The sequence below is a fragment of the Sphingomonas sp. Leaf257 genome (genome assembly GCF_001422185.1).
GTDB classification, from domain to species: Bacteria; Pseudomonadota; Alphaproteobacteria; order Sphingomonadales; family Sphingomonadaceae; genus Sphingomonas; species Sphingomonas yabuuchiae.
This window is the reverse complement of sequence record NZ_LMMH01000012.1, coordinates 81,221-102,971: the sequence shown is the minus strand read 5'-3', so window position 1 is coordinate 102,971 and position 21,751 is coordinate 81,221. Positions and strand designations below refer to the sequence as shown.

The 21,751-nt window shown below is 68.0% G+C and carries 19 protein-coding genes; 17 read left to right on the top strand and 2 right to left on the bottom strand.

Going from position 1 to position 21,751, the window contains the following annotated elements:
• The first annotated feature begins 239 nt into the window (after positions 1 to 239).
• The 12 genes from ASF14_RS08300 (at position 240) to ASF14_RS08245 (ending at position 15,882) form a co-directional block, all read left to right on the top strand.
• Positions 240 to 1,730, top strand: a complete 1,491-nt coding sequence (locus ASF14_RS08300; RefSeq protein WP_056434051.1) for an acyl-CoA ligase (AMP-forming), exosortase A system-associated — start codon at positions 240 to 242, stop codon at positions 1,728 to 1,730.
• On the top strand, positions 1,727 to 2,947 hold the full coding sequence (locus tag ASF14_RS08295; RefSeq protein ID WP_056434048.1) for a pyridoxal-dependent decarboxylase, exosortase A system-associated: 1,221 nt from the start codon (positions 1,727 to 1,729) through the stop codon (positions 2,945 to 2,947). Before ASF14_RS08300 ends, ASF14_RS08295 begins: the two co-directional genes overlap by 4 nt.
• An 89-nt stretch (positions 2,948 to 3,036) precedes the next feature.
• A complete protein-coding gene (locus tag ASF14_RS08290) occupies positions 3,037 to 3,681 on the top strand; it encodes an XrtA/PEP-CTERM system exopolysaccharide export protein (RefSeq protein WP_056434045.1) in 645 nt (214 codons plus the stop codon).
• Between the two features lie 12 nt (positions 3,682 to 3,693).
• The gene (locus tag ASF14_RS08285) at positions 3,694 to 5,205 is read left to right on the top strand and encodes an XrtA system polysaccharide chain length determinant (protein ID WP_056434043.1); all 1,512 of its coding nucleotides are present in this window, start codon (positions 3,694 to 3,696) and stop codon (positions 5,203 to 5,205) included.
• A gap of 8 nt (positions 5,206 to 5,213) precedes the next feature.
• Positions 5,214 to 6,350: an AAA family ATPase gene (locus tag ASF14_RS08280; protein WP_056434541.1), complete on the top strand. Its 1,137-nt coding sequence runs from the start codon at positions 5,214 to 5,216 to the stop codon at positions 6,348 to 6,350.
• Positions 6,347 to 8,077, top strand: a complete 1,731-nt coding sequence (locus ASF14_RS08275) for a hypothetical protein (RefSeq protein WP_201780559.1) — start codon at positions 6,347 to 6,349, stop codon at positions 8,075 to 8,077. Before ASF14_RS08280 ends, ASF14_RS08275 begins: the two co-directional genes overlap by 4 nt.
• 19 nt (positions 8,078 to 8,096) lie before the next feature.
• On the top strand, positions 8,097 to 9,419 hold the full coding sequence (locus ASF14_RS08270; protein WP_082442149.1) for an ExeA family protein: 1,323 nt from the start codon (positions 8,097 to 8,099) through the stop codon (positions 9,417 to 9,419).
• Between the two features lie 16 nt (positions 9,420 to 9,435).
• Entirely contained in the window at positions 9,436 to 10,278 is an 843-nt protein-coding gene (locus ASF14_RS08265; protein ID WP_236696990.1) for an XrtA system polysaccharide deacetylase, read from the top strand.
• Positions 10,275 to 11,312 (top strand): FemAB family XrtA/PEP-CTERM system-associated protein, encoded by a 1,038-nt coding sequence (locus ASF14_RS08260; RefSeq protein WP_056434035.1) that lies wholly within the window; start codon positions 10,275 to 10,277, stop codon positions 11,310 to 11,312. The genes ASF14_RS08265 and ASF14_RS08260 overlap by 4 nt, the downstream gene beginning before the upstream one ends.
• On the top strand, positions 11,309 to 12,469 hold the full coding sequence (locus tag ASF14_RS08255) for a TIGR03087 family PEP-CTERM/XrtA system glycosyltransferase (protein ID WP_056434032.1): 1,161 nt from the start codon (positions 11,309 to 11,311) through the stop codon (positions 12,467 to 12,469). The genes ASF14_RS08260 and ASF14_RS08255 overlap by 4 nt, the downstream gene beginning before the upstream one ends.
• Positions 12,466 to 13,989 carry an exosortase A gene (xrtA, locus tag ASF14_RS08250; protein ID WP_236696989.1) on the top strand — a complete coding sequence of 508 codons (1,524 nt, stop codon included), beginning with the start codon at positions 12,466 to 12,468 and terminating at the stop codon, positions 13,987 to 13,989. Before ASF14_RS08255 ends, xrtA begins: the two co-directional genes overlap by 4 nt.
• 6 nt (positions 13,990 to 13,995) lie before the next feature.
• On the top strand, positions 13,996 to 15,882 hold the full coding sequence (locus ASF14_RS08245) for an XrtA/PEP-CTERM system amidotransferase (RefSeq protein WP_056434027.1): 1,887 nt from the start codon (positions 13,996 to 13,998) through the stop codon (positions 15,880 to 15,882).
• 122 nt (positions 15,883 to 16,004) lie between these two features.
• Here the strand turns inward: ASF14_RS08245 and ASF14_RS21850 are convergent, their stop codons facing one another.
• Together ASF14_RS21850 and ASF14_RS08240 are read right to left on the bottom strand one after the other, a co-directional pair.
• Complete coding sequence (locus tag ASF14_RS21850; protein WP_168371511.1) at positions 16,005 to 16,169, bottom strand: hypothetical protein; 165 nt, start codon at positions 16,167 to 16,169, stop codon at positions 16,005 to 16,007.
• Positions 16,169 to 17,077, bottom strand: coding sequence for a threonine ammonia-lyase (locus tag ASF14_RS08240; RefSeq protein WP_443025781.1), 909 nt, complete (start codon positions 17,075 to 17,077; stop codon positions 16,169 to 16,171). Before ASF14_RS08240 ends, ASF14_RS21850 begins: the two co-directional genes overlap by 1 nt.
• 195 nt (positions 17,078 to 17,272) lie before the next feature.
• On the opposite strand from ASF14_RS08240, the gene ASF14_RS08235 reads away from it, so the two are divergent.
• From ASF14_RS08235 to mtgA, 5 genes are all read left to right on the top strand, one after another.
• The gene (locus ASF14_RS08235; RefSeq protein ID WP_082442148.1) at positions 17,273 to 18,508 is read left to right on the top strand and encodes a decarboxylase; all 1,236 of its coding nucleotides are present in this window, start codon (positions 17,273 to 17,275) and stop codon (positions 18,506 to 18,508) included.
• A gap of 184 nt (positions 18,509 to 18,692) precedes the next feature.
• Positions 18,693 to 19,742 (top strand): 1,9-bis(guanidino)-5-aza-nonane synthase, encoded by a 1,050-nt coding sequence (locus ASF14_RS08230; RefSeq protein WP_056434022.1) that lies wholly within the window; start codon positions 18,693 to 18,695, stop codon positions 19,740 to 19,742.
• Complete coding sequence (locus ASF14_RS21845; protein ID WP_167345458.1) at positions 19,742 to 19,888, top strand: hypothetical protein; 147 nt, start codon at positions 19,742 to 19,744, stop codon at positions 19,886 to 19,888. The genes ASF14_RS08230 and ASF14_RS21845 overlap by 1 nt, the downstream gene beginning before the upstream one ends.
• Before the next feature lie 139 nt (positions 19,889 to 20,027).
• The gene (locus ASF14_RS08225; protein WP_056434020.1) at positions 20,028 to 21,008 is read left to right on the top strand and encodes an alpha/beta hydrolase; all 981 of its coding nucleotides are present in this window, start codon (positions 20,028 to 20,030) and stop codon (positions 21,006 to 21,008) included.
• Positions 21,009 to 21,067: 59 nt separating this feature from the next.
• Entirely contained in the window at positions 21,068 to 21,742 is a 675-nt protein-coding gene (gene mtgA, locus ASF14_RS08220) for a monofunctional biosynthetic peptidoglycan transglycosylase (protein ID WP_056434017.1), read from the top strand.
• Positions 21,743 to 21,751 lie beyond the last annotated feature (9 nt).

Below are 21,751 nucleotides of genomic sequence, written 5' to 3'. Positions count from 1 at the left end.
GGCCGGTTCGGGTGTGGGATTTGGGGAAAGAGCATGAGACCCATGCCCTCCCCCGGCCCCTCCCSCCTGCGGGAGGGGAGAGGTGGGGGCCAAGCGCACGGCCAGGCGAAGCCCCCTCCCGCAGGSGGGAGGGGGTTGGGGGGAGGGCTGGCGCTCGGTTTCCGCTCTCGACTCTGATTGCATCTTCTACTGCGGGGCGCCCGCTCGACTTTGCCTTGTCCGCACTGATAGATGGCGCGATGACCATCGATCCGTCCGCGTATCCGATCGACCATGCCTTGCGCGGGGCGGGCGATGCCCCGGCGTTGCTCGGCCGTGAGGGCGGACTGAGCTTTGCCGAGGCGGAGGAGGCGGTCGCGCGTCTGGCCGGATGGCTGGCGGCACAGGGCTTCGCCCCCGGCGCACGGGTGGCGACGTGGCTGCCCAAGACGTGGCAATCCGCGCTGATGCCGCTGGCCGCACCGCGCGCTGGGCTGGTGCATGTGCCGATCAACCCGCTGCTGAAACGCGCACAGGTTGCGCATATCCTGTCCGATAGCGGGGCGGCGATGCTGCTGACCCATGCGCCCCGCGCCGCGACGCTGGAGGATGGCGACGTGCCCGGCGGCGTGGCGGTGATGACCGAGGCCGGACAGGGCGATGCGCTGCCCCGTTCGACGGCGGAGACGGATTCGCTGGCGGCGATCCTCTATACCTCCGGCTCGACCGGGCGGCCCAAGGGGGTGATGCTGAGCCATGCCAATCTCTGGTATGGCGCGATATCGGTCGCGCAGTATCTGAAGCTGACGCCCGACGATCGGGTGCTCGGTGTCCTGCCCTTCAGCTTCGACTATGGCCAGAACCAGCTTTTCTCGACCTGGGTCGCGGGAGGCGCTGTTGCGCCGCTCGACTATCTGACCCCGCGTGACGTGGTGAAGGCGGTCGTGCGTTACGGCGCGACGACGTTGGCGGGGGTGCCGCCGCTCTGGTCGCAGTTGCTGGGCATCGACTGGCCCGAACAGGCGGTCGCCTCGATCCGGCGGCTGACCAATTCGGGCGGGGCACTGACGCCGCGACTGGTGCGGGGGCTGCGGGCCTTGTTCCCGGCGGCGGACCTTTATGCGATGTACGGCCTGACCGAGGCGTTTCGCTCGACCTATCTCGATCCCGCATTGATCGATGCGCACCCCGATGCGATCGGCCGCGCCATTCCCTTTGCAGAGGTGATGGTGCTGCGCCCCGATGGCCGCCGGGCCGAACCGGGCGAGCCGGGGGAATTGGTCCATGCCGGGCCGCTGGTCGCACAGGGCTATTGGCGTGATGCCGAGCGGACGGCGCAGCGTTTCCGCCCGACGCCGGATCGTGCGCGCGCGGTCTGGTCGGGCGATACGGTGGTCGAGGGCGCGGACGGCCTGCTCCGCTTCGTCGGGCGCGATGACGAGATGATCAAGGTTTCCGGCAATCGGATCAGCCCGCAGGAGGTGGAGGAAGCCGCGCTGGCCGGTGGCGAGGCGCGCGAGGCGGTGGCGTTCGGCATTGCCGACGAAGCGCAGGGGCAGGCGATCGTCCTGATCCTCGCCGGTGATCCGGCGCACGAGCCAAGCTTGCGCGCGCGACTGAAGCGCGACCTTCCCAATTTCATGCAGCCGTCGCACATCGCCTGGGCCGACGCGCTGCCCCGCAACGCCAATGGCAAGCTCGACCGCGCCGCGCTGCGCCGGGACTGGGCCGAGAAGGATAGAGCGTCATGAAGCCGATGGGGCCGATCCCCCCCGAATTCGCCGCCCAGACCGGCGCGCTGACCATCGTCGGGCGGAGCGCCGAGACGTGGATGGAGGGCAGGGAAGGGCCGGTCTTCGTCTATGACCCGGCTATCGTCGCCAGCCGCGTCGCGCGGTTTCGCGCGGCTTTCCCGTCGATCGACCTTCACTACGCGATCAAGGCCAATCCCTTCGTGCCGTTGCTGGCGGCGATGGCGGCGATGGTCGACGGCTTCGACGTCGCTTCGGCGGGCGAGCTGGCCAAGGTCGCGCCGCTCGGTAAGCCGGTCAGTTTTGCAGGCCCCGGCAAGCGTGATGCCGAACTGACCGCCGCGATCCGCGCGGGCGTGACGATCAACCTGGAGTCGGAGGGCGAGGCGCGGCGTGCGCTTGCCATCTCGGAGGGGCTGGGCGTGCGTCCGCGTCTGGCGGTCCGGGTCAACCCGGATGTCGAACTGCGTGGCTCGGGCATGAAGATGGGCGGGCGACCGTCGCCCTTCGGTATCGATGCCGAGCGGGTGCCGCCGCTGGTCCGCGACCTGATCGTGGCGGGGGCCGACTGGCGCGGTTTCCACATCTATGCGGGCAGCCAGGCGCTCGATCCGCAGGCGATCATCGACACGCAAGGGGCGACCATCGCGCTCGCCGCGCGGCTGGCGGATGCAGCGGGGGCGACGCCGCCACTGGTCAACCTGGGCGGCGGGTTCGGCGTGCCCTATTTCGCAGGGGACAAGCCGCTGCCGGTGGAGACGGTAGGGTCGGCGCTGGAGCAGGCGCTGGCGGAACGGCCCGCCATTCTGGGCGACAGCCGTTTCGCGATCGAACTCGGCCGCTGGCTGGTCGCCGAGTCCGGCGTCTATCTGGCGCGGGTGATCGATCGCAAGGACAGCGGGGGAGAGACCTTCCTGATCCTCGACGGCGGGCTGCACCACCAGCTGGCGGCCAGCGGCAATTTCGGCACCGTGGTCCGGCGCAACTATCCGCTGGCGGTCGCCCATGCGATGGGGGCCGAGCCGGTGGAGACGGTGTCCGTCGTGGGGCCGCTCTGCACCCCGCTCGACCGGTTGGGCGACCGGGTCGCGCTGCCGGTGGCGCAGGTCGGCGATATCGTCGCGGTGTTTCTGGCCGGGGCCTATGGAGCCACCGCCAGCCCTTCGGCGTTTCTGGGCCATCCCCCCGCTGCTGAGACGCTCGGCGCACCGGCATAACGCTCTGTTCACCTCTTGGGTGGCATAGCGACATTGCGCAATTTGCCTTTCGTCTCCGTATCCTGGGAGAGGAGGGGTTCAGGAGTACCATTCGCATGGCATCGTTCGCCCGCCCCCTCTTGATCGCAGGCCTTTGCGCCTCGACGCTGACCGCCTGTTCGACGGCCGGGACCAAGACCGAGCTGCCCTCGGCCGGTTATGTCGCGCGCAAGGAACAGCCGGGCGAGGAATATGTCATCGGCCCGCTCGATACCCTGAACATCTTCGTGTGGCGCAACCCGGACCTGTCAACCAAGGTGCAGGTACGCCCCGACGGCCGCATCACCACGCCGCTGGTCAACGACATGCCCGCCGTCGGCAAGACGCCCGCCATGTTGCAGGACGACCTGAAAAAGGCGCTGTCCGAATATGTCTCCAACCCGATCGTGTCGGTGATCGTCGAGAATTTCTCGGGCACCTACAGCCAGCAGGTGCGGATCGTCGGCGCGACCGAGCGGCCCGCCTCCATCCCCTACCGCGCCAATATGACGCTGCTCGATGCGATGATCGCGGTGGGCGGGCTGAACCAGTTCGCGGCGGGCAACAAGGCCAAGCTGGTGCGCACAGACCGCGAGACCGGCAAGCAGCGCGAATATGCGCTTCAGATCAACGATCTGCTCCGCAAGGGGGATTCGACGGCGAATGTCCGGCTGGAGCCGGGCGACGTCATCATCATCCCCGAATCGATGTTCTGAGGCAGCGCGCGCGTGTCGAGTATTCAGGATGAGATCCGGATCGCCCTCCATGCGATATGGATACGCCGCTGGCTGGCGCTGGCGGTGGCATGGGCGGTGTGCATATTGGGGTGGCTGTTCGTCGCCCAGATTCCCAGCAAATATGAATCCCGCGCGCGCATCGCGGTCCAGAATTCGCAGATCCTGCCCGACGGCATGTCGACCGGGCCGAACAGCCAGATGGATTCGGTCGACCGGGTTCGCCAGACGCTGATCTCGGCGATCAACCTGCAAAAGGTCGTGCGCGGCACCGATCTGGCCAGCACGGTGTCGAGCGACGCCGATGTCGCCGCGCGGGTCGCCCAGCTAGCACAGTCGATCAAGATCGAGAACCAGCAGGACACCATTTTCCAGCTGACCGTCACCCAGTCCAGCCCCAAGCTGGCCCAGCAGGTCGCACAGAAGCTGATCGACATCTTCGTCGAATCGAACCTGCTCGGCGATCGCAACACCACCAATCAGAGCCTGACCTTCCTCGACAAGCAGTTGAGCGAACGCCAGAAACAGCTTCAGATCGCCGAGGCCAAGCGCGCCCAGTATCTGAACCAGTTCGCGGGCGGCCTGCCGGGCAGCGGATCGGTCGCCGATCGGATCGGCCTGGCCCGTTCGCAAATGGCGCAGGTCGACAGCGATCTGGCGGCGGCGCAGTCCAGCTTCGCGGCGGTACAGGGCCAGCTGGCCGGCACCCCGCGCACGGTCAGCGAAGGCGGCGGCGCGGCGGTCGGCCCGGCGCGGGCGCGGCTGGCGACGCTCCAGGGCCAGCTCGCCGATGCCCGCGCGCGCGGCTATACCGAAAACCATCCGGACGTGATCGCGCTGCGCAACCAGCTGGCGGCCGCACAGGCTGCGGCCAAGGCCGAGCCCGCCGGGGGCGTGGCGGGGGGACAGCCCAATCCGCTCTACATGTCGCTCCAGTCGATGGCGGCGGAGAAACAGTCGCAGCTCGCCAGCTTGAAGATCCGCAAGAGCCAGTTGCAGAACGACCTCGACCGGCTGAACGCCAGCCTGGCGACCGATCCCGAGGCGGCCGCTGCGCAAGGTGCGATTGATCGTGATTATCAAGTTCTGAAAGACAGTTACGACCAGTTGCTGCGGCAGCGTGAGCAGGTGGCGCTGCGCGGTCAGGCGCAGAACCAGACCGACTCGATGCGGTTCAGCGTGATCGATCCGCCGACCTATCCGCGCGCACCGAGCGCACCCAATCGCCTGCTGCTCCTGACCGGGGTCTTCGCCGCCGGGCTGGGTCTGGGCGTGGGGTCGGCCTTTGCCCTGTCGAAGCTGCGCCAGACCTTCACCACCCCGCAATCGCTTCAGCGGACGATGGGCATGCCGGTGATCGGCGCGATCGGCGAGGTCGTTACGCGTGGCCAGGCGACGGCGCGGGCGCAGCGGTTGAAACTGTTCCTCGGCGGGACGGCGGCGCTGGGCGCGGCCTATGGGCTGGTCCTGGTTATCGAGCTATTGCAGCGGGGAATGGCCGCGTGAACGAAAACGTGAAACCCACCAGACCCCGCCGGGAACCGTCGCTGCTCGAACGCGCGGCGAACGTCTATGATTTCCAGTCCTATGTGCGTGTGCCCGAGGTGCGTGACGTGCCCGGCGCGCCCGCGCCCGCGCCCACACCGCTGGCCGAGGAACCGGAACGGACGCCGCCCGCCCCGCCGGTCGAGGCCGCGCCGAACGACGCCCTGCCAGTCGACGCCTCTCCAATCGACGCCTCTCCAATCGACGCTGCGCCGCCCGGCCCGGTGGAATATGACGATCCCGAGCCGCCCTTCGTCGATCATGCCCCGTTCGATCCCTCGCTGAGCGGCATTCCGGCGGAGTTTCTGGCGCAGCCGGGTGACGACGAGTTTCTGGCGACCGAATATAGTCCGGGCTTTTCCGACGTCGCGATGGTCGACCGCGCGATGCTGGCGGAAAACGGCATGATCGTGCCCGGCGCACCGATCGGCCCGCTGGCCGAGGAGTTCCGGCTGGTCAAGCGGCAGTTGATCATTACCAGCCAGCGGCTGGTCGAGGGCGGCGACGAGGACAAGGCGCGGGTCGTGCTGGTCTGTTCGGCCCGGCCGCAGGACGGCAAGACCTTCTGCTCGGTGAACCTCGCCCTGTCGCTGGCGGCGGAGCGCGACACCGAGGTGTTGCTGATCGACGCCGATGTCGCCAAGCCCGACGTGCTGGGGCGGCTGGGCCTGAACGAGGGGCCGGGGCTGCTCGATGCGCTGGTCGATGGCAGCATCGATGTCGAATCGCTGGTGATGCGCACCGATGTGCCGCATCTGGCGGTGCTGCCCTGCGGCACCCGGACCGCCAATGATACCGAGTTGCTCGCCTCGGCCCGCACCCGCGCGGTCGTGCAGCGGCTGTTGTCGGCCAATCCCCGCCGTCTGGTGATCTTCGACTCGCCGCCCGTGCTGGCGGCGTCCCCCGCCTCGGTGTTGGCGATGCTGGCCGGGCAGGTGATGATGGTCGTCCGCGCGGACCGTACGCCCGAAAGCGAAGTCGGAGCCGCCATCGCGCTGCTCGATGCGTGCGACCATATCCAGCTGGTGTTGAACAGCGTCGCTTTCGTGCCGGGCAGCCGCCGGTTCGGCTATTACGGCAAATATGGCAAGGACGGCGCGCCGTGACGGTGACGCGGCCCGCCCTTGTCGGTCTGGTCTGGGTGCTGGCCGCCTGGCCGGGCGCGCTTTCCGCACAGGTTCAGGGTGTGCCGGTCGCGGGCGGTGCCGCCTCCACCGCGCCACGCGATGGCTCGACCGAGCCGTCCGCCGCCGATCGGGGCGACAATGGGCGCGGGGCGCGTGGCAATGTGCCGCAGCGTCGCCACGCACGGCTGGCCCCCTATGTCGAGGTCGGGCAGGGCCTGGTTGCCGACCTGACACGCGGCGATGCCGTCACCTATACGACGCTGGCGGCGGGTGTGAATGCCGAGGTGCAGACCCCGCGGGCGCAGGGGCAGGTCAGCTATCGCTACGAACACCGCATCGGCTGGGGCGACCGGGCCGTGGGCGGGGATATCCATAGCGGGCTGGCGAGGGGCTCCTACGCCGTCACGCCCGAGCTGCGGCTGGAGGCGGGGGCGCTGGCGACACGGACGCGCGCCGACATTCGCGGCGAGGCGCCCGGCGTGCTGGTCGGCAATATCGCCAACATCTCGCAAATCTATTCGGTCTTTGCCGGGCCTTCGCTGACCACGCGGGCGGGGCCGGTGCAGATCGGTGCGAATTACCGGCTGGGCTATACCCGTGCCGAGACGCCGGGTCTGGGCAGCGTGGCGGCCGATCAGCCCCGGCTCGACTATTTCCGCGACAGCTGGAACCACGTCGCCACCGTCAGCGCCACGGCGCGGCCCGGATCGATCGCGCCAGTCGGCCTGTCCGCCAACGCCGCCTATGAGCGTGACGATGCCGGGCAACTTTCGCAGCGTTACGAGGGCTGGTTCGTGCGCGGCGACGTGCTGAAGCCGATTTCGCCCTATGTCGCGCTGACCGCCGGTGTCGGTTACGAGCGGATCGAGTCGAGCCAGCGCGATCCCGAGGTGGATGCCGCCGGACGCCCGCTGGTCGACAGCCAGGGTCGCTTCATCACCAACCCCACGGGGCCGCGCCGGATCGCCTATCGCACGGACGGCGTCTATTACGACGCGGGCGTGATCTGGCGACCCGATCGCCGTACCTCGGTGGAGGCGCATGTCGGCGAGCGTTACGGCTCGCTCAGCGTCACCGGCATGGCGCGCTATCAGGCGGCACGCGATATCGTGTTCCAGGCGGCGGTGTATGACGGCATCCAGACCTTCGGCCGCCAGCTGCGCAACGGGCTGTCCAACCTGCCGACCAATTTCGTCGAGACGCGCGACGTCTTTGCGCAGCAGTTCAACGGTTGCACCTTTTCGGCCGGGGGGTCGTCGCCGGGCGGGTGCCTGAACGACGCGCTGCAATCGGTGCAGACCGCCGTCTATCGCGCGCGCGGGCTGGACATGGCGGTGTCCTATCAGCGGGGACGTTCCACGCTGGGGGCGGGGATCGGTTATACCAGCCGCCGCCTGTTCGCGCCGGACGGGGCGCCGGGCCTGATCGTCTCGGGCGTGCAGGACGACAGCTATTACGGCCAGATTTTCCTTGGCCGCGCCTTCGGTCCCAATTCGGGGCTTAACGTGAATGGCTTCGTTAACTATTACGTCTCTAGGTTGGCGGGGGCCGAGGACGTGGTATCGCTGGGGTCGACCGCCAGCTATTACCGCAACTTCGGTCGGCTCGGAACAACCGCGTCGGTTGGATTGTACCACTTCCAGGTCGGCGACCTGTCCAGTGCCCTGTCGGCACAGGCCCTGATCGCCGCACGGTATCAATTCTGACCGGCCGAAAGGCACGATGATGTACGAGACCCATTTCGGTCTGGGCGAACGCCCGTTTCAACTGACGCCGGACCCGCGTTTCTGGTTCCAGACGGCGACCCATGGCAAGGCGATGGCCTATCTGGGCTATGGGCTGGCGCAGGGTGAGGGCTTTATCGTCATCACCGGCGATGTCGGGGCGGGCAAGACCACGCTGGTCGGCCATCTGGTCGAAACGCTGGATACCAAGCGTCTGCGCGTCCTGCACATCGTGTCCACCGCCGTCGAGCCGCAGGACCTGTTGCGCGTCGTGGCCGGGCAACTGGGCGTCGATGCGCAGGGGCTGACCAAGGCCGCGCTGCTCGCCGCGATCGAACGCGCGCTGAACGGTGTCGCGCGTGAGGGCCGCCGCATCCTGCTGATCGTCGACGAGGCGCAGGCGCTGCCGCTCGCCTCGCTCGAAGAACTCCGCATGCTGTCCAACTTCCAGGCGGGCGGTCATGCGCTGCTTCAGATCCTGTTGGTCGGGCAGCCCGAATTTCGCGAGCGCCTGCTGGGCTCGGCCGCCGTCGAGCAGCTGCGCCAGCGCGTCATCGCCATCCATCACCTCGACCCGATGGAGCCCGAGGAAGTCCCCGATTACATCGCGCATCGCCTGGCGGTCGCGGGCTGGACGGGCCGTCCCGATTTCGCCGCCGACGCCTTCGACGCGCTGTACGATGCCTCGGGCGGGGTACCGCGCCGGTTGAACGTGCTGGCGGGTCGTGTCCTGCTGCAGGCCGCGATCGAGGGTGTCGAGCTGATCGGCCGCCAGACGGTCGAGAGCGTCGCCGCCGATATGGCCGCCGATATGGGCGCAGGGCGCGAGGCCCCGATGCCGATCGCGCCGGAGCCCGAGCCGGTGGCCCCGATGTTCGACAGCGCGGCGCGGTTGGGCGATCCGTTATTCTCGGCGGGCACGCTGCGCACCGGGCTGGGCCTGAACGGTCATGCGACGGTCGCCCCGACGCGGGCCGATCCGATCACCCGCGTGATGCCCGAAAGCCAGCCGGCCCCGCGCAGTACGCACCGCGTCGTCGCCCCGCCGCCCGCACCCGAGCCGGTTTCGCTGCGGCCGATGCCCACCCCCGCCGCGCCGCCGCCCGTTGCGGCGGAGGAGCCGGTGCCCGCGGCCAAACCCTCGACCGATGCCGCGCTGGAAAGCCGCATCGCGCAACTCGAAGCGCGGCTGGAGCAGCAGGAGGCGGCGCTGCGCCGCGTCCTGACCTTGCTGGTCGACTGGTCCGAGATCGACAATCGCGGCGAGGACCGTCGCGAAGCCGGAGCCACGATCCGACCGGGAGCCTGGGGCCATGCCGCCTGAGCTTGGGGCAAAATCCATGCCGCTCAACGGCATGTCGGTCGATGTCGAGGAATGGTTTCAGGTCGGCGCGTTCGAGCGTACGATTGACAAGGGCGACTGGGACCGGCTGGACAGCCGGGTCGAGGCCAATACCGACGCCGTCCTGTCGCTGTTCGCCGAGACGGGCACGCGCGCGACCTTCTTTACGCTCGGCTGGGTGGCGCATCGCCATCCCGGGCTGATCCGCCGCATCGTGGCGGCGGGACATGAGATGGCCAGCCACGGCTGGGACCATCAGCGCGTCTTCACCATGACCGCCGACCAGTTCCGCGCCGATCTGGCCCGCGCCAAGGCGGCGATCGAGGATGCGGGCGGGCAGGCCGTCACCGGATACCGCGCCCCGAGCTTCTCGATCGATACGCGTACCCCCTGGGCGCATCCCGTGCTGGCCGAGGCGGGGTATCTATATTCCTCCAGCGTCGCGCCGCTGCGCCACGACCATTATGGCTGGGCGGAATCGCCGCGCTATGCCTGGCGGCCGCTGGCGGACTCCGGGCTGATCGAACTGCCCGTGACGGTGGCGCAGTGGGGCAGCAAACGGCTGGCGACCGGCGGCGGCTTCTTCCGGATGCTGCCCGCCAAGCTGACCGATATCGCGGTCGGGCAGGTCAATCGCAACCGCCACGGGGCGATCTTCTATTTCCACCCCTGGGAGGTCGATCCCGACCAGCCACGCGTCGCCCATGCGCCGCTGCGCTCGCGTGTGCGTCACTATAGCCGTTTGGGCGCGATGGCGGGCAAGCTGCGCGGGTTGCTTGGTCGTCACGACTGGGGGCGCGTCGATCAGGTCGCGGCCGAGGAAGCGGCGCGGCTGGCATGACCGCGCTTCCGCCGACGATCCGCGTCGCCGATCTGGCGAGCGAGGCGGAGTGCGCGCGGATCGATGCCTATGTCGGCGCACAGGCGGAGGGGACGCCCTTTCACCTGACCGGCTGGCTGAAGGCGGGGGCGAAGGGCTGCGGCCAGACGGCGCATTATCTGGTGGCCGAAGGGGCTGACGGTGCGATTGTCGGCGTTTTGCCGCTCAGCGAAATTCGTTCGCCCCTGTTCGGGGCTGCGATGGTGTCCACCGGCTTCGGCGTCGATGGCGGCGTGCTGGGCGAGGGTGTCGAGGCGCTGGCCGATGCGGCCTGGGCCTTGGCGGCAGATAAGGGCATCGAGTCGGTCGAGCTGCGCGGCGGTCCGGTGCCGGACGGCTGGACGGAGGATGCGGACAGCTATCTGGGCTTCGTCCGTACAATCGCCGCGGATGACGAGGCCGAGATGAAGGCCATCCCCCGCAAGCAGCGCGCCGAGCTTCGCAAGGCGCTGGCGCAGGATCTGGAGGTCGTCACCGGCCGTGATCCGCGGATGCTCGCCGAGCATTACCGCGTTTATGCCGAGTCGGTCCGCAATCTCGGCACGCCCGTCTTCCCGGCGAAGCTGTTCCGTGAGGCGGTGGCGCGGCTCGACGCCGATGTGCTGACCGTGCGCCATGGCGGGCGGGCGGTGGCGAGCGTGCTCAACCTCTATCATGGCGGCACCGTCTATCCCTATTGGGGCGGGGGAACGCAGGCGGCACGGGGGCTGCGCGCCAACGACCTGATGTATTTCGCGCTGATGCGCCACGCCCGGCAGCGCGGCTGCCACAGCTTCGACTTCGGCCGGTCGAAGGTCGGGACGGGGGCGGCGGCGTTCAAGAAGAATTGGGGGTTTGAGGGGCAACCGCTGGTCTATGCCAGCCGCAGCGTCCACGGCCCGCGCGCGATCAACCCGCTTAACCCCAAATATGCGCTGATGATCGCGGTGTGGAAGCGCCTGCCGGTCCGTGTCGCGCAGATCGTCGGGCCGCCCATCGCGCGGGGCCTGGGTTGAAGGACCTGCTGTTCCTCGCGCACCGCGCGCCCTTTCCGCCCGATCGCGGCGACAAGATCCGCAGCTATCATGTGCTGCGCCATCTGGCGCGCGACTGGCGCGTCCATCTCTGCGCCTTTGCCGAGCAGGCGGGGGAAGAGGAACTGCCGCCCGAACTGCGCGCCGAACTCGCCAGCCATCATATCCTGCGCCGGACCAAGCCGATGCCGGTGGCGGCGGTGCAGGCGCTGGCGACGGGCAAGCCCATCTCGCTGACCGCCTTCACCCATTCCGGCATGATGCGCGCGGTGGCGGACGTACGGGCGCGCCGCCCCATCGGCGCGACTTATATCTTCTCCGGCCAGATGGCCCAGTATCGCGGGGACGAGCCCACGATCATGGACATGGTCGATGTCGACTCCGCAAAGTTCGCGAGCCTGGCCGACAAGGCCAAGCCTGGGATGAAATCCGTTCTGAAGCGCGAGGGCCGTCTGCTCGGCCGCTACGAACGCCAAGTCGCGCAATCCGTCGCCGCGACCCTGTTCGTCAGCGAGGCGGAAGCCGCGCTGTTCCGTTCCGGCGGGGGGCAGGGGAATGTCCTTGCGGTCGAGAACGGCATCGACGCCACCCATTATGACCCCGCCGCTATCGATGCCGGGGCGTCCGACGGCTCGCTGATCGTCTTCACCGGGCAGATGGACTATCGCCCCAATATCGACGCGGTGACACGCTTTGCCGAGCATATCCTGCCGCTGGTTCGTGCGGCCTGCCCGGCGGCGCGTTTCGCCATTGTCGGCCGCGCGCCGACCCCAGCAGTGCGGCGGCTGGCGAGCGAAGCGGTGATCGTGACCGGCGAAGTGCCCGACACCCGTATCTGGCTGGCCCGCGCTACCGTGTGCGTCGCCCCGCTCGATCTGGCGCGCGGCATCCAGAACAAGCTGCTGGAGGCGATGGCCATGGCCCGGCCGATCGTCGCGTCCGTGGCAGCGGCGGAGGGGATCGACCATGGCGGCACGATCGCGGTGGCAAGCGACGACCGCGACTTTGCCGAGCGGGTCATCGCCGCGCTGAACGGCCCCGCCGACAATCCGGCGGCGCGCGCGCAGGTGCTGGCGCGCTATGACTGGACGGCGCGGCTGGCGCCGCTCGACCGATTGCTGGGGGCCATGGCCGCGTGACCGCCGGGGACATGGCCAAAGCAGGGGAAGGGGCGAGGCCGGGGCGCTGGACCTATGCCCTCGCGCTGCTGGCCGGGACGGCGCTGGCCCTGTTGCTGCTGTTCCGCGCCGATGTCGCGCATCTGGTCGATATCTGGTGGACCAGCACGACCTATGGCCATTGCCTGTTCATCGGGCCGGTCGTCGGCTGGCTGATCTGGCAGCGGCGCGCCGAACTGGCGCAACTGACCCCGGCCGCCTGGTGGCCGGGGCTGTTCGTGGTGGCGGGCGGCGGGCTGTTATGGCTGCTGGGCGAGTCCGCGACCGTCGCGCTGGTCCGCCAATTGGGGCTGGTCGCGATGCTGGAGGGCGCGGTCCTGACCCTGTTCGGCCCGATGGTCGCGCGGGGCATGCTGTTCCCGCTCGCCTATGCCTGGTTCCTGGTGCCGTTCGGCGCGGAACTGGAAAAGCCGCTCCAGCAGATCACGGTCTCGATCGTGATGCCGCTGCTCGACTGGAGCGGCATTCCCGCCTCGGCCGACGGGGTGCTGATCCATGCGGGGCGCTATTGGTTCGAGGTGGCGGAGGCCTGTTCGGGGTCGAAGTTCGTCCTGGCCATGGTGGCCTTTGCCGCTTTGGTCGCCAATCTGTGTTTTCGCTCGCCTTGGCGGCGGGCGGTCTTCATGATCGTGTCGCTGATCGTGCCGGTCCTCGCCAATGGCGTGCGCGCCTGGGGGACGATCTTCGCGGCCGATAAGACCTCGATCGAGGTGGCGGGCGGGGTTGATCATATCATTTTCGGCTGGGTGTTCTTTGCGATCGTCATGGCGGCGGTGCTGGCGATCGGGTGGCAATTCTTCGATCGTTCGCCCGATGATCCCGCCTTCGATCCGGCGCGGCTGTCGGCCATGCCCCGCCACCGTATCGACCCGCTGCTCGCCGCGCTCCTGGCGGTGGCGATCGCGGCGGTCTTTCCCAGCTGGAGCGGTTTTGCCGGATCGCGCGCGGCGGTGCTGCCCGCCAGCATGACCTTGCCCGACGTGCCCGGCTGGACCCCTACGCAGCAGGGGACACCATGGAACCCCCATTATCCGGGCGCCGATGCGGTGCTGTTGCGCAGCTATCGCGACGGGCAGGGGCATCAGGTCGATCTGGCGGTCGGCGTCTTTTCCCGCCAGCGCGAGGGCGGCAAGCTGGGCGCGTTCGGGACGGGCGTTCTGCACGAGGATGATCGCTGGATTCGCGTCGCCGATCTGGGCCGGATCGCGGGCGGCGACGCCATGCGCCTGACCACGACGGGGCCGACCGGCCATTCGGTCGAGCGCGACGTTGCGACATGGTACCGGATCGGCGATAGGCTGACCCCGGATATGCGGCGCGTGAAACTGGAAACGATGAAGGCCCGGCTGTTGGGTCAACGCCAGACGGCGGTGGCGGTGCATGTGTCGAGCGAGGGCGACGACCCGCACGCGATCGAGGCGTTCGTCCGCGCGCTGGGCCCGGTCGATGGCTTTGCCGACCGCCTGACGGGGCGGCGCTGAACCCCCATGTGCGGTATCGCCGGTCTCTTTCATCCCGCCACGCCCAAGCCGGTCGATCCCGCCCGGCTGCGGGCGATGATCGGCGCGCAGGCGCATCGCGGGCCGGATGGGCAGGGGATCTGGACCGCGCCCGGCGTCGGCTTTGCCCATGCCCGGTTGTCGATCATCGACGTGGCGGGATCGCCCCAGCCGATGGTGGATGGCGAGGTCGCGGTCTGCTTCAACGGCGAAATCTATAATTACCGCGAGTTGCGCGAGGAATTGCGCGCCAAGGGCGCAGTGTTCCACACCGATGGCGATACCGAGGTGCTGCTTCACGGCTGGCGACACTGGGGTCCGTCGATGCTCGACCGGCTGGTCGGCATGTTCGCCTTTGCCGTGCACGACGCAAAGGCGGGGGCGCTGTTCCTGGCGCGCGACCGGCTGGGGGTGAAGCCGCTCCACTGGGCCGAACTGCCCGATGGCGCGGTCGCCTTCGCCTCGGAGATGAAGGGGGTGCTGGCGCATCCGCTGTTCCGCCGCCGCCCCGATATCCGCGCGGTCGAGGATTATCTGGCCTTTGGCTATGTGCCAGACGATGCCAGCATCGTGGCAGGTGTCCACAAGCTGCCCGCCGGGCATTTCCTGCTGATCGAGCGTGGCCGCGCCATTCCCCGGCCGCGCCAATGGTGGGACGTCGATTTCTCGAACCGCGAAAGCGGATCGGCGGCGCAACTGGGCGAGGGGCTGCTGGCCCGGATGCGCGAGGGGGTGGTCAGCCGCATGGTCGCCGATGTGCCGCTGGGCGCGTTCCTGTCGGGCGGCGTCGACAGCTCGGGCGTGGTCGCGCTGATGGCGGAGGCGTCCCCGCGCGCCGTGCGCACCTGCACCATCGGCTTCGACGAGGCGGGCCTGGACGAACGCAGCCATGCCCGCATCATCGCCCAGCGCTTCGCCACAGACCATGCCGAGCGGGTCGTTCAGCCGGACGATTTCGCGCTGATCGACACGCTGGTCGCGCAGTTCGACGAGCCCTTTGCCGATGCCTCGGCACTGGCCACCTATCGGCTGTGCGAGATGGCGCGGCAGCATGTCACGGTGGCGCTGGCGGGAGACGGCGCGGACGAGATGCTGATGGGTTATCGCCGCCACATCTTCCACGCGGGCGAGGAGCGGGTGCGCGGCCTGTTCCCAGCGGAGTTTCGCCGCAACGTGTTCGGGACGCTGGGCCGCCTCTACCCCAAGGCCGATTGGGCCCCGCGTCCCCTGCGCGCGAAGACGACGTTGCAGGCGCTCGGGATGGACGGCGCGGAGGCCTATGCCCGCGCGGTCGGCGTGACGGGGCCGGAGGCGCGCGCGCGGCTGTTCTCCGCCGAGGCGAAGGCGGCGCTCGGGGGGCACCGGGCGGAGGATCGCTATATCGCCGCGATGCGCGACGCGCCCGCACGCGATGCGATGGACCGGGTGCAATATGCCGATATGAAGATCTGGCTGCCCGGCGATATCCTGACCAAGACGGATCGCATGTCGATGGCGGTCGGGCTGGAAGCGCGTGAGCCGCTGCTCGATCACCGGCTGGTCGAATATGCCGCGCGCCTGCCAGTCTCGATGCGGTTGCGGGGCGGGCAGGGCAAATGGCTGATGAAGAAGGTGCTGGAGCCTTATCTGCCGCGCGACATCCTCTATCGGCCGAAAATGGGCTTCGTGACGCCGATCAGTGCATGGTTCCGCGGCGCGCTGGCGGACGAGGCGGCGCGGTTGGAGAAATCGGGGTTGCTGCGCGAGACCGGCTGGTTCGACCTGACCGAACTGGGGCGGCTGGCGGCAGATCACCGCGCGGGGCGTGCGGAACATGGCCGGACGCTGTGGCAGATGCTGATGCTTGAGCGCAGCCTTGCGCGGCTGTTCGCTTAAAGGTTTCACCCCTCCCCTTCAGGGGGGGGCAGGGGGTGGGGCGCTTCCGCAAATGCCGCGCTTGTGGAGAAGCCCCACCCCAACCCCTCCCCTGAAGGGGAGGGGCTTTTCTCTGCCGCCCTTCACATCGTCCAGATCAGCACATTCCCAACCAGCACCACCGCCATCACCAGCATCAGCACACCCTTGCGCCGATCCCCGCGCCGGATGGTGACGACACCCCCCGCCACACAGGCGAAAGCGGTGATCATCGCCAGCCCCGGCGCGGCATTCGCGATACCCTCCATCAGCCCGCCAGCACCCGCGCATAGGCCGCGCGGTCGACATTGCCGCCCGACAGCAGGATCAGCATCCCGTCCGCCGGCGTGACCTTGCCCGCCAGCAGCGCGGCCAGCGCCACCGCGCCGCCCGGCTCGACCACCAGCCGTAGCCGCTCGGCCGCGAAACGTTGTGCCGCCGCGACCTCGGCCTCGCTGACCGCGACCCCCTCCGCGCCCCGCCGGGCCAGCACTTCGAAGGTCAGCGGCGAGACGCGCGTCGTCTGGAGAGAGTCGCACGCGGTCGGCGGCGGGTTGTCGCCGACCGGCTCGATCCACCCGGCCTCCAGTGAGCGCCGCATATCGTCCCAGCCCTCGGGCTCGACCACCGTGATCCGCGCCTCGGGCAGGGCCAGGGTCAGTCCCGCCGCCAGCCCGCCGCCGCCACAGGGCGATACGACATGGACGGGCGAGGGCAGGCCCAGCGCGGCCATCTGCGCCGCCGCCTCGATGCCCGCCGAGCCCTGTCCCTCGATCACCCAGGGATCGTCGAAGCTGGGCACCAGCGTCGCGCCCCGCGCCTCGGCCAGCCTCCGGGCGATCTTCTCGCGGCTTTCGGTCGCCCGGTCGTAATCGACGATCTCCGCGCCCAGCGCCAACGTGCCTTCGCGCTTCGACGCGGGTGCATCGGCGGGCATCACGATCGTCGCCGCGATCCCCAGCCGCCGCGCGGCCCAGGCGATTCCCTGCGCATGGTTGCCGGACGAGAAGGCGACGACGCCTCGCGCCCGCGAATCCGCGTCCAACGCGGTTAACCGGTGCCATGCGCCGCGCAGCTTGAACGCGCCGACAGGTTGCAAGTTTTCCGCCTTGAAAGCCACCGTCTTCCCTTTGATCAAAAAGGGAAATATTGGTGAAGGGGGCAGGATGCGGGCGATCTTCTCTGCGGCGTCGCGCACCCCTGCTTTTGTCGGTTGTCTTAAGATTGTCACTTTTTATCTCCGACGGGCTTTCTACCGCTTTACATTCGAAAACGCCGACCCTATTTCGCGCCTCCGCTGCCCCATGGGACTTCCAACCGCAAGGCAGCTTTTTGTCACCGTATGCCGTCCGGCAATTGGAGGTCCCTTGAGTTGCACCAGAATCATCGCGCGCTGGGGCTAGCTGCCCACTCGACCGCCGTCCCCTCCAATCTGGAGCGCGGCATCGACATCGCCAAGCGTCGTCCGGCTGATCCGGTCACGCTGCTTCGCCCGCACGCTGCTGCGCGCGCCGCCCGATTCTTCGTCGAGAAGTTTCCGGGCCGCTCGATGTACGCGGTGAAGGCGAATCCGTCTGCGGATCTGATCCAGATCCTGTGGGACAATGGCATCACCCATTTCGACACCGCCTCGATCGCGGAAGTTCGTCTGGTGAAGTCGGTCGCCCCGCAGGCCGTCTGCTGCTTCATGCATCCGGTGAAGTCGGAAGAGGCGATTGCCGAGGCCTATTTCACCCACGGCGTCCGCACCTATTCGCTCGACAGCATGGAAGAGCTGGAGAAGATCGTCCGTGCCACGAACGGCGCGACCGACCTGACCCTGTGCGTCCGGATGCGCGTGTCGTCCGAATACGCCAAGCTCAGCCTGGGGTCGAAGTTCGGCGTCAGCCTGGAGGAGTCGAAGGACCTGCTGATCGCGACCCGTCAGGTCGCCGACGCGCTGGGCATCTGCTTCCATGTCGGCAGCCAGACCATGACCCCCGACGCCTATTCGGCGGCGATGGAGCGGGTGCGCGCGGCGATCGTCGCGGCGGCCGTCACGGTCGACGTGATCGACGTGGGCGGCGGCTTCCCCTCGGCCTATCCGGGCATGACCCCGCCGCCGCTGGAGCGTTTCTTCGAGACGATCCATCGCGCGTTCGAGAGCCTGCCGGTGTCCTACTCGGCCGAACTCTGGGCTGAGCCGGGCCGAGCGCTGTGCGCGGAATACTCGTCGGTCGTGGTGCGCGTCGAGCGTCGCCGGGGCAACGAGCTGTACATCAACGACGGCGCGTACGGCGCGCTGTTCGATGCGGCGCATATCGGGTGGAAATATCCGGTCCAGCTGCTGCGCGAGCCGGATTCCGACGCGCGCGACATGGACTTCAGCTTCTGGGGCCCAACCTGCGACGACCTGGACTTCATGCAGGGTCCGTTCCCGCTGCCTGCGGACACGAACACCGGCGATTATTTTGAGATCGGGATGCTGGGCGCTTACGGCCAGGCCATGCGGACCCAGTTCAACGGCTTCACCTGTCACGAGTTCGTCGTGACCGACGACGAGCCGATGTTCTCGGTCTATCGCGACGAGGTCGAGCAGGCCCGTCCGGCGAACGTCGTCAAGCTGTAACCCGGCGACTTTAGCACCTCCTTTATCCCCTTCCGCTTCGGCGGGAGGGGAATGGGGTGGCATTGCGGTTTCGACCGCGATAAGGCCCCTTCGCATACCGGCACTGCCCCCGCGCAGAGCCGGGCCAGCCGGGTTACCGCGTCCCCAATAACGACGACGGCTTCTCGATGATGATGGAACCATCATGACCGACACGATCAACGACAACCGTAAGGCCGAGCTGCTCTCCAGCGTGGTCGAGCATATCGACATCACTTCGTTCGACGCCCGCCCGATCATCGATTCGATGGGCAAGATGAGCTTCACCAGCCGCGACCTGGCGCGCGCGACCGGCATCTACAACCAGATGCTGGCCGACAAGGACTGCTCGATCTTCCTGGTGATCGCCGGTTCGACCTCGGCGGGCGGCTGCATGGACCTCTATGCCGAGCTGCTGCGCTCGAACATGATCGACGGCATCGTCGCCACCGGCGCGTCGATCGTCGACATGGATTTCTTCGAGGGCCTGGGCCACAAGCATTATCAGGCGCTGGAAATCCCCGACGATAACACGCTGCGTTCGCTGTACATCGACCGCATCTACGACACCTATATCGACGAAGAGCAGCTGCAGGACTGCGACCACACGATCGGCAAGATCGCGGACTCGCTGGAGCCCAAGCCCTATTCGAGCCGCGCCTTCATTCGCGAGATGGGCAAGTATCTGGTCGAGCACGGCAAGAAGGAAAACAGCCTCGTCAAGCTCGCCTATGAGCATGACGTGCCGATCTTCTGCCCGGCGTTCGTTGATTCGTCGGCCGGTTTCGGTCTGGTGAAGCATCAGGTCGAGCGTGCCAAGGAAGGCAAGCCTTACATGGTGCTCGACGCCATTGCCGACTTCCGCGAACTGACCGACATCAAGATCAAGGCGGGCACCACCGGCCTGCTGATGATCGGCGGCGGCGTTCCGAAGAATTTCATTCAGGACACGGTTGTTTGCGCCGAGATCCTGGGCCATGAAGACGTCGAAATGCACAAGTACGCCGTGCAGATCACGGTGGCCGATGTTCGTGACGGTGCCTGCTCGTCCTCGACGCTCAAGGAAGCGGCGAGCTGGGGCAAGGTCGATACCGCGCTCGAACAGATGGTGTTCGCGGAAGCGGGTTCGGTCATGCCGCTGCTCGCGTCGGACGCCTATCATCGCGGTCACTGGCGGGAGCGTGTTAAGCGTCGTTGGGGGGCGATTTTCGACTAATGCTGGAATTTCTTGAACGCGAACAGCTGGCCTATGTGATCATCGGCATCGTTCTGGTTGCCGGGTTGGCGTTCGCGATCCCGTACAGCCGTCGGCGCAAGCGCGAAAAGCTGCGCAGGCGGGGGATCAAGAAATACGGTCATTGAGACGAGATTGAGACAGGGGGGCGGAGGCGAAAGCTTTCCGCCCCTTTTCTTTGCGCCCTTTTCACTTGATCGGCGCGTGTGGCCCCGGCACCCTGACGCCCATATAGCGCTATCAGGCGCGGAGGATGAGGGGATGCCAATGATCGACCGACGCTCTCTGATCGGGGCCATGGCCACCGTGCCGCTGGCCAGCCGCGTGGCGGCCCAGGCGGCTCCCGCCGCACCGGCCATGACGCCCTGGCCCCCCGCCGAGCATTTCCCGCTCTGGCCCGGTCGCCCGCCCGGCGCGCGCGCGACCCTGCCCAAGCCCAATCCGTCGATGAACGGCCCGGCGGGGCGGCAGGAATTGTGGCTGCGCGGTACCGCCAATCCGATCGTCGCCGTCTTCCGCCCCGAACGCCCCGATGGCCGTGCGGTGTTGACCATCCCGGGCGGCGGCTATGGTTTCGTGTCGATCCAGAATGAGGGAATCGACGTCGCCAAGACGCTGAACCCGCACGGCATCACCGTCTTTGCGCTTTCCTATCGCCTGCCTTCGGAAGGGTGGGACGATCAGGCGAATGTGCCGCTTCAGGATGCGCAGCGCGCGATGCGGCTGATCCGCGCCAGTGCCGCGCGCTATGGCATCGACGCGGCCAAGCTGGGCATTGTCGGCTTTTCGGCGGGCGGGCATCTCGCCGCATCGCTGACCGTCGGATATGACGATAAGGTCTATACGCCGGTCGATGCCGCCGATCGACAGTCGGCCAAACCACGCTTTTCGGGCCTCGTCTATCCGGTGGCGAGCCTGTCGACACCGAACACCCATCCGGGGTCGCGCGACAATCTGCTTGGCCCCAATCCCGATCCCGCGACCAAGGCGCGCTACGACACACCGCGCCGGATCAATGCGAGCACGCCGCCGCTGTTCCTGGTCCACGCCGTCGATGACGGCCTGGTTCCGCTCGACCAGTCGATCGACGTGCTGACCCAGGCGCGGGCGGCCAAGGTGCCGGTCGAGGCGCATTTCTTCGAGAAGGGCGGCCATGGCTTCGGCGCGATGAGCGCTCCGGAAGGCGCGCCTGCCCGGCTCTGGCCCAACCTGTTCGACCGCTGGATCGCGCAGACCCTGAAATCCTGAACCGGCGCGGGGTGCGGAGCGAGTGACGCGTGCGCCAAACCCCGCTAAGGACCCCGCCCATGTTGCGCATCGCTCGCTGGGCCCTGAAGGCCGTGCTCGCCTTTGTGATCGTCAGTGTCGTCTGGGTCGGCATCTACCGCTTCGTGCCGCCGCCAATCACCTTCACCATGTTGGGGGACGTGATCGGCGGGCATGGCGTGACCAAGGACTGGATGCCGCTGTCCGAGATGGACCCGGACATGCCGCGCGCCGCGATCGCGGGCGAGGATGCGCGCTTCTGTTCGCATAACGGCTTCGACTTCAAGGCGATGGCGAGCGCGGCCTATCGCAACGCCAAGGGCGGTCGCATCCGCGGCGGCTCGACGATCAGCCAGCAGACCGCGAAGAACGCCTTCCTGTTCCAGAATGGCGGGTACATTCGCAAGGCGTTCGAGGCGTGGTTCACCTTCCTGATCGAGACGCTGTGGGGCAAGCGGCGGATCATGGAAGTGTATCTCAACATCGCCGAGACGGGCATCGGGACGTACGGCGCCAATGCCGGGGCGATGCGCTATTTCGGGCATGACGCCTCGCATCTCTCACCGACCGAGGCCGCACGGATCGCCGCCGTCCTGCCGCTGCCGAAGAAGCGCGCGGCGGTGGCGCCGACTGGGTTCGTGCGCAAGCATGGCAATGTGATCGCGCGCTATGTGGGGGTGGTGCGGCGGCAGGGGCTGGATAGCTGTATTTCATGAGGGTGGGAG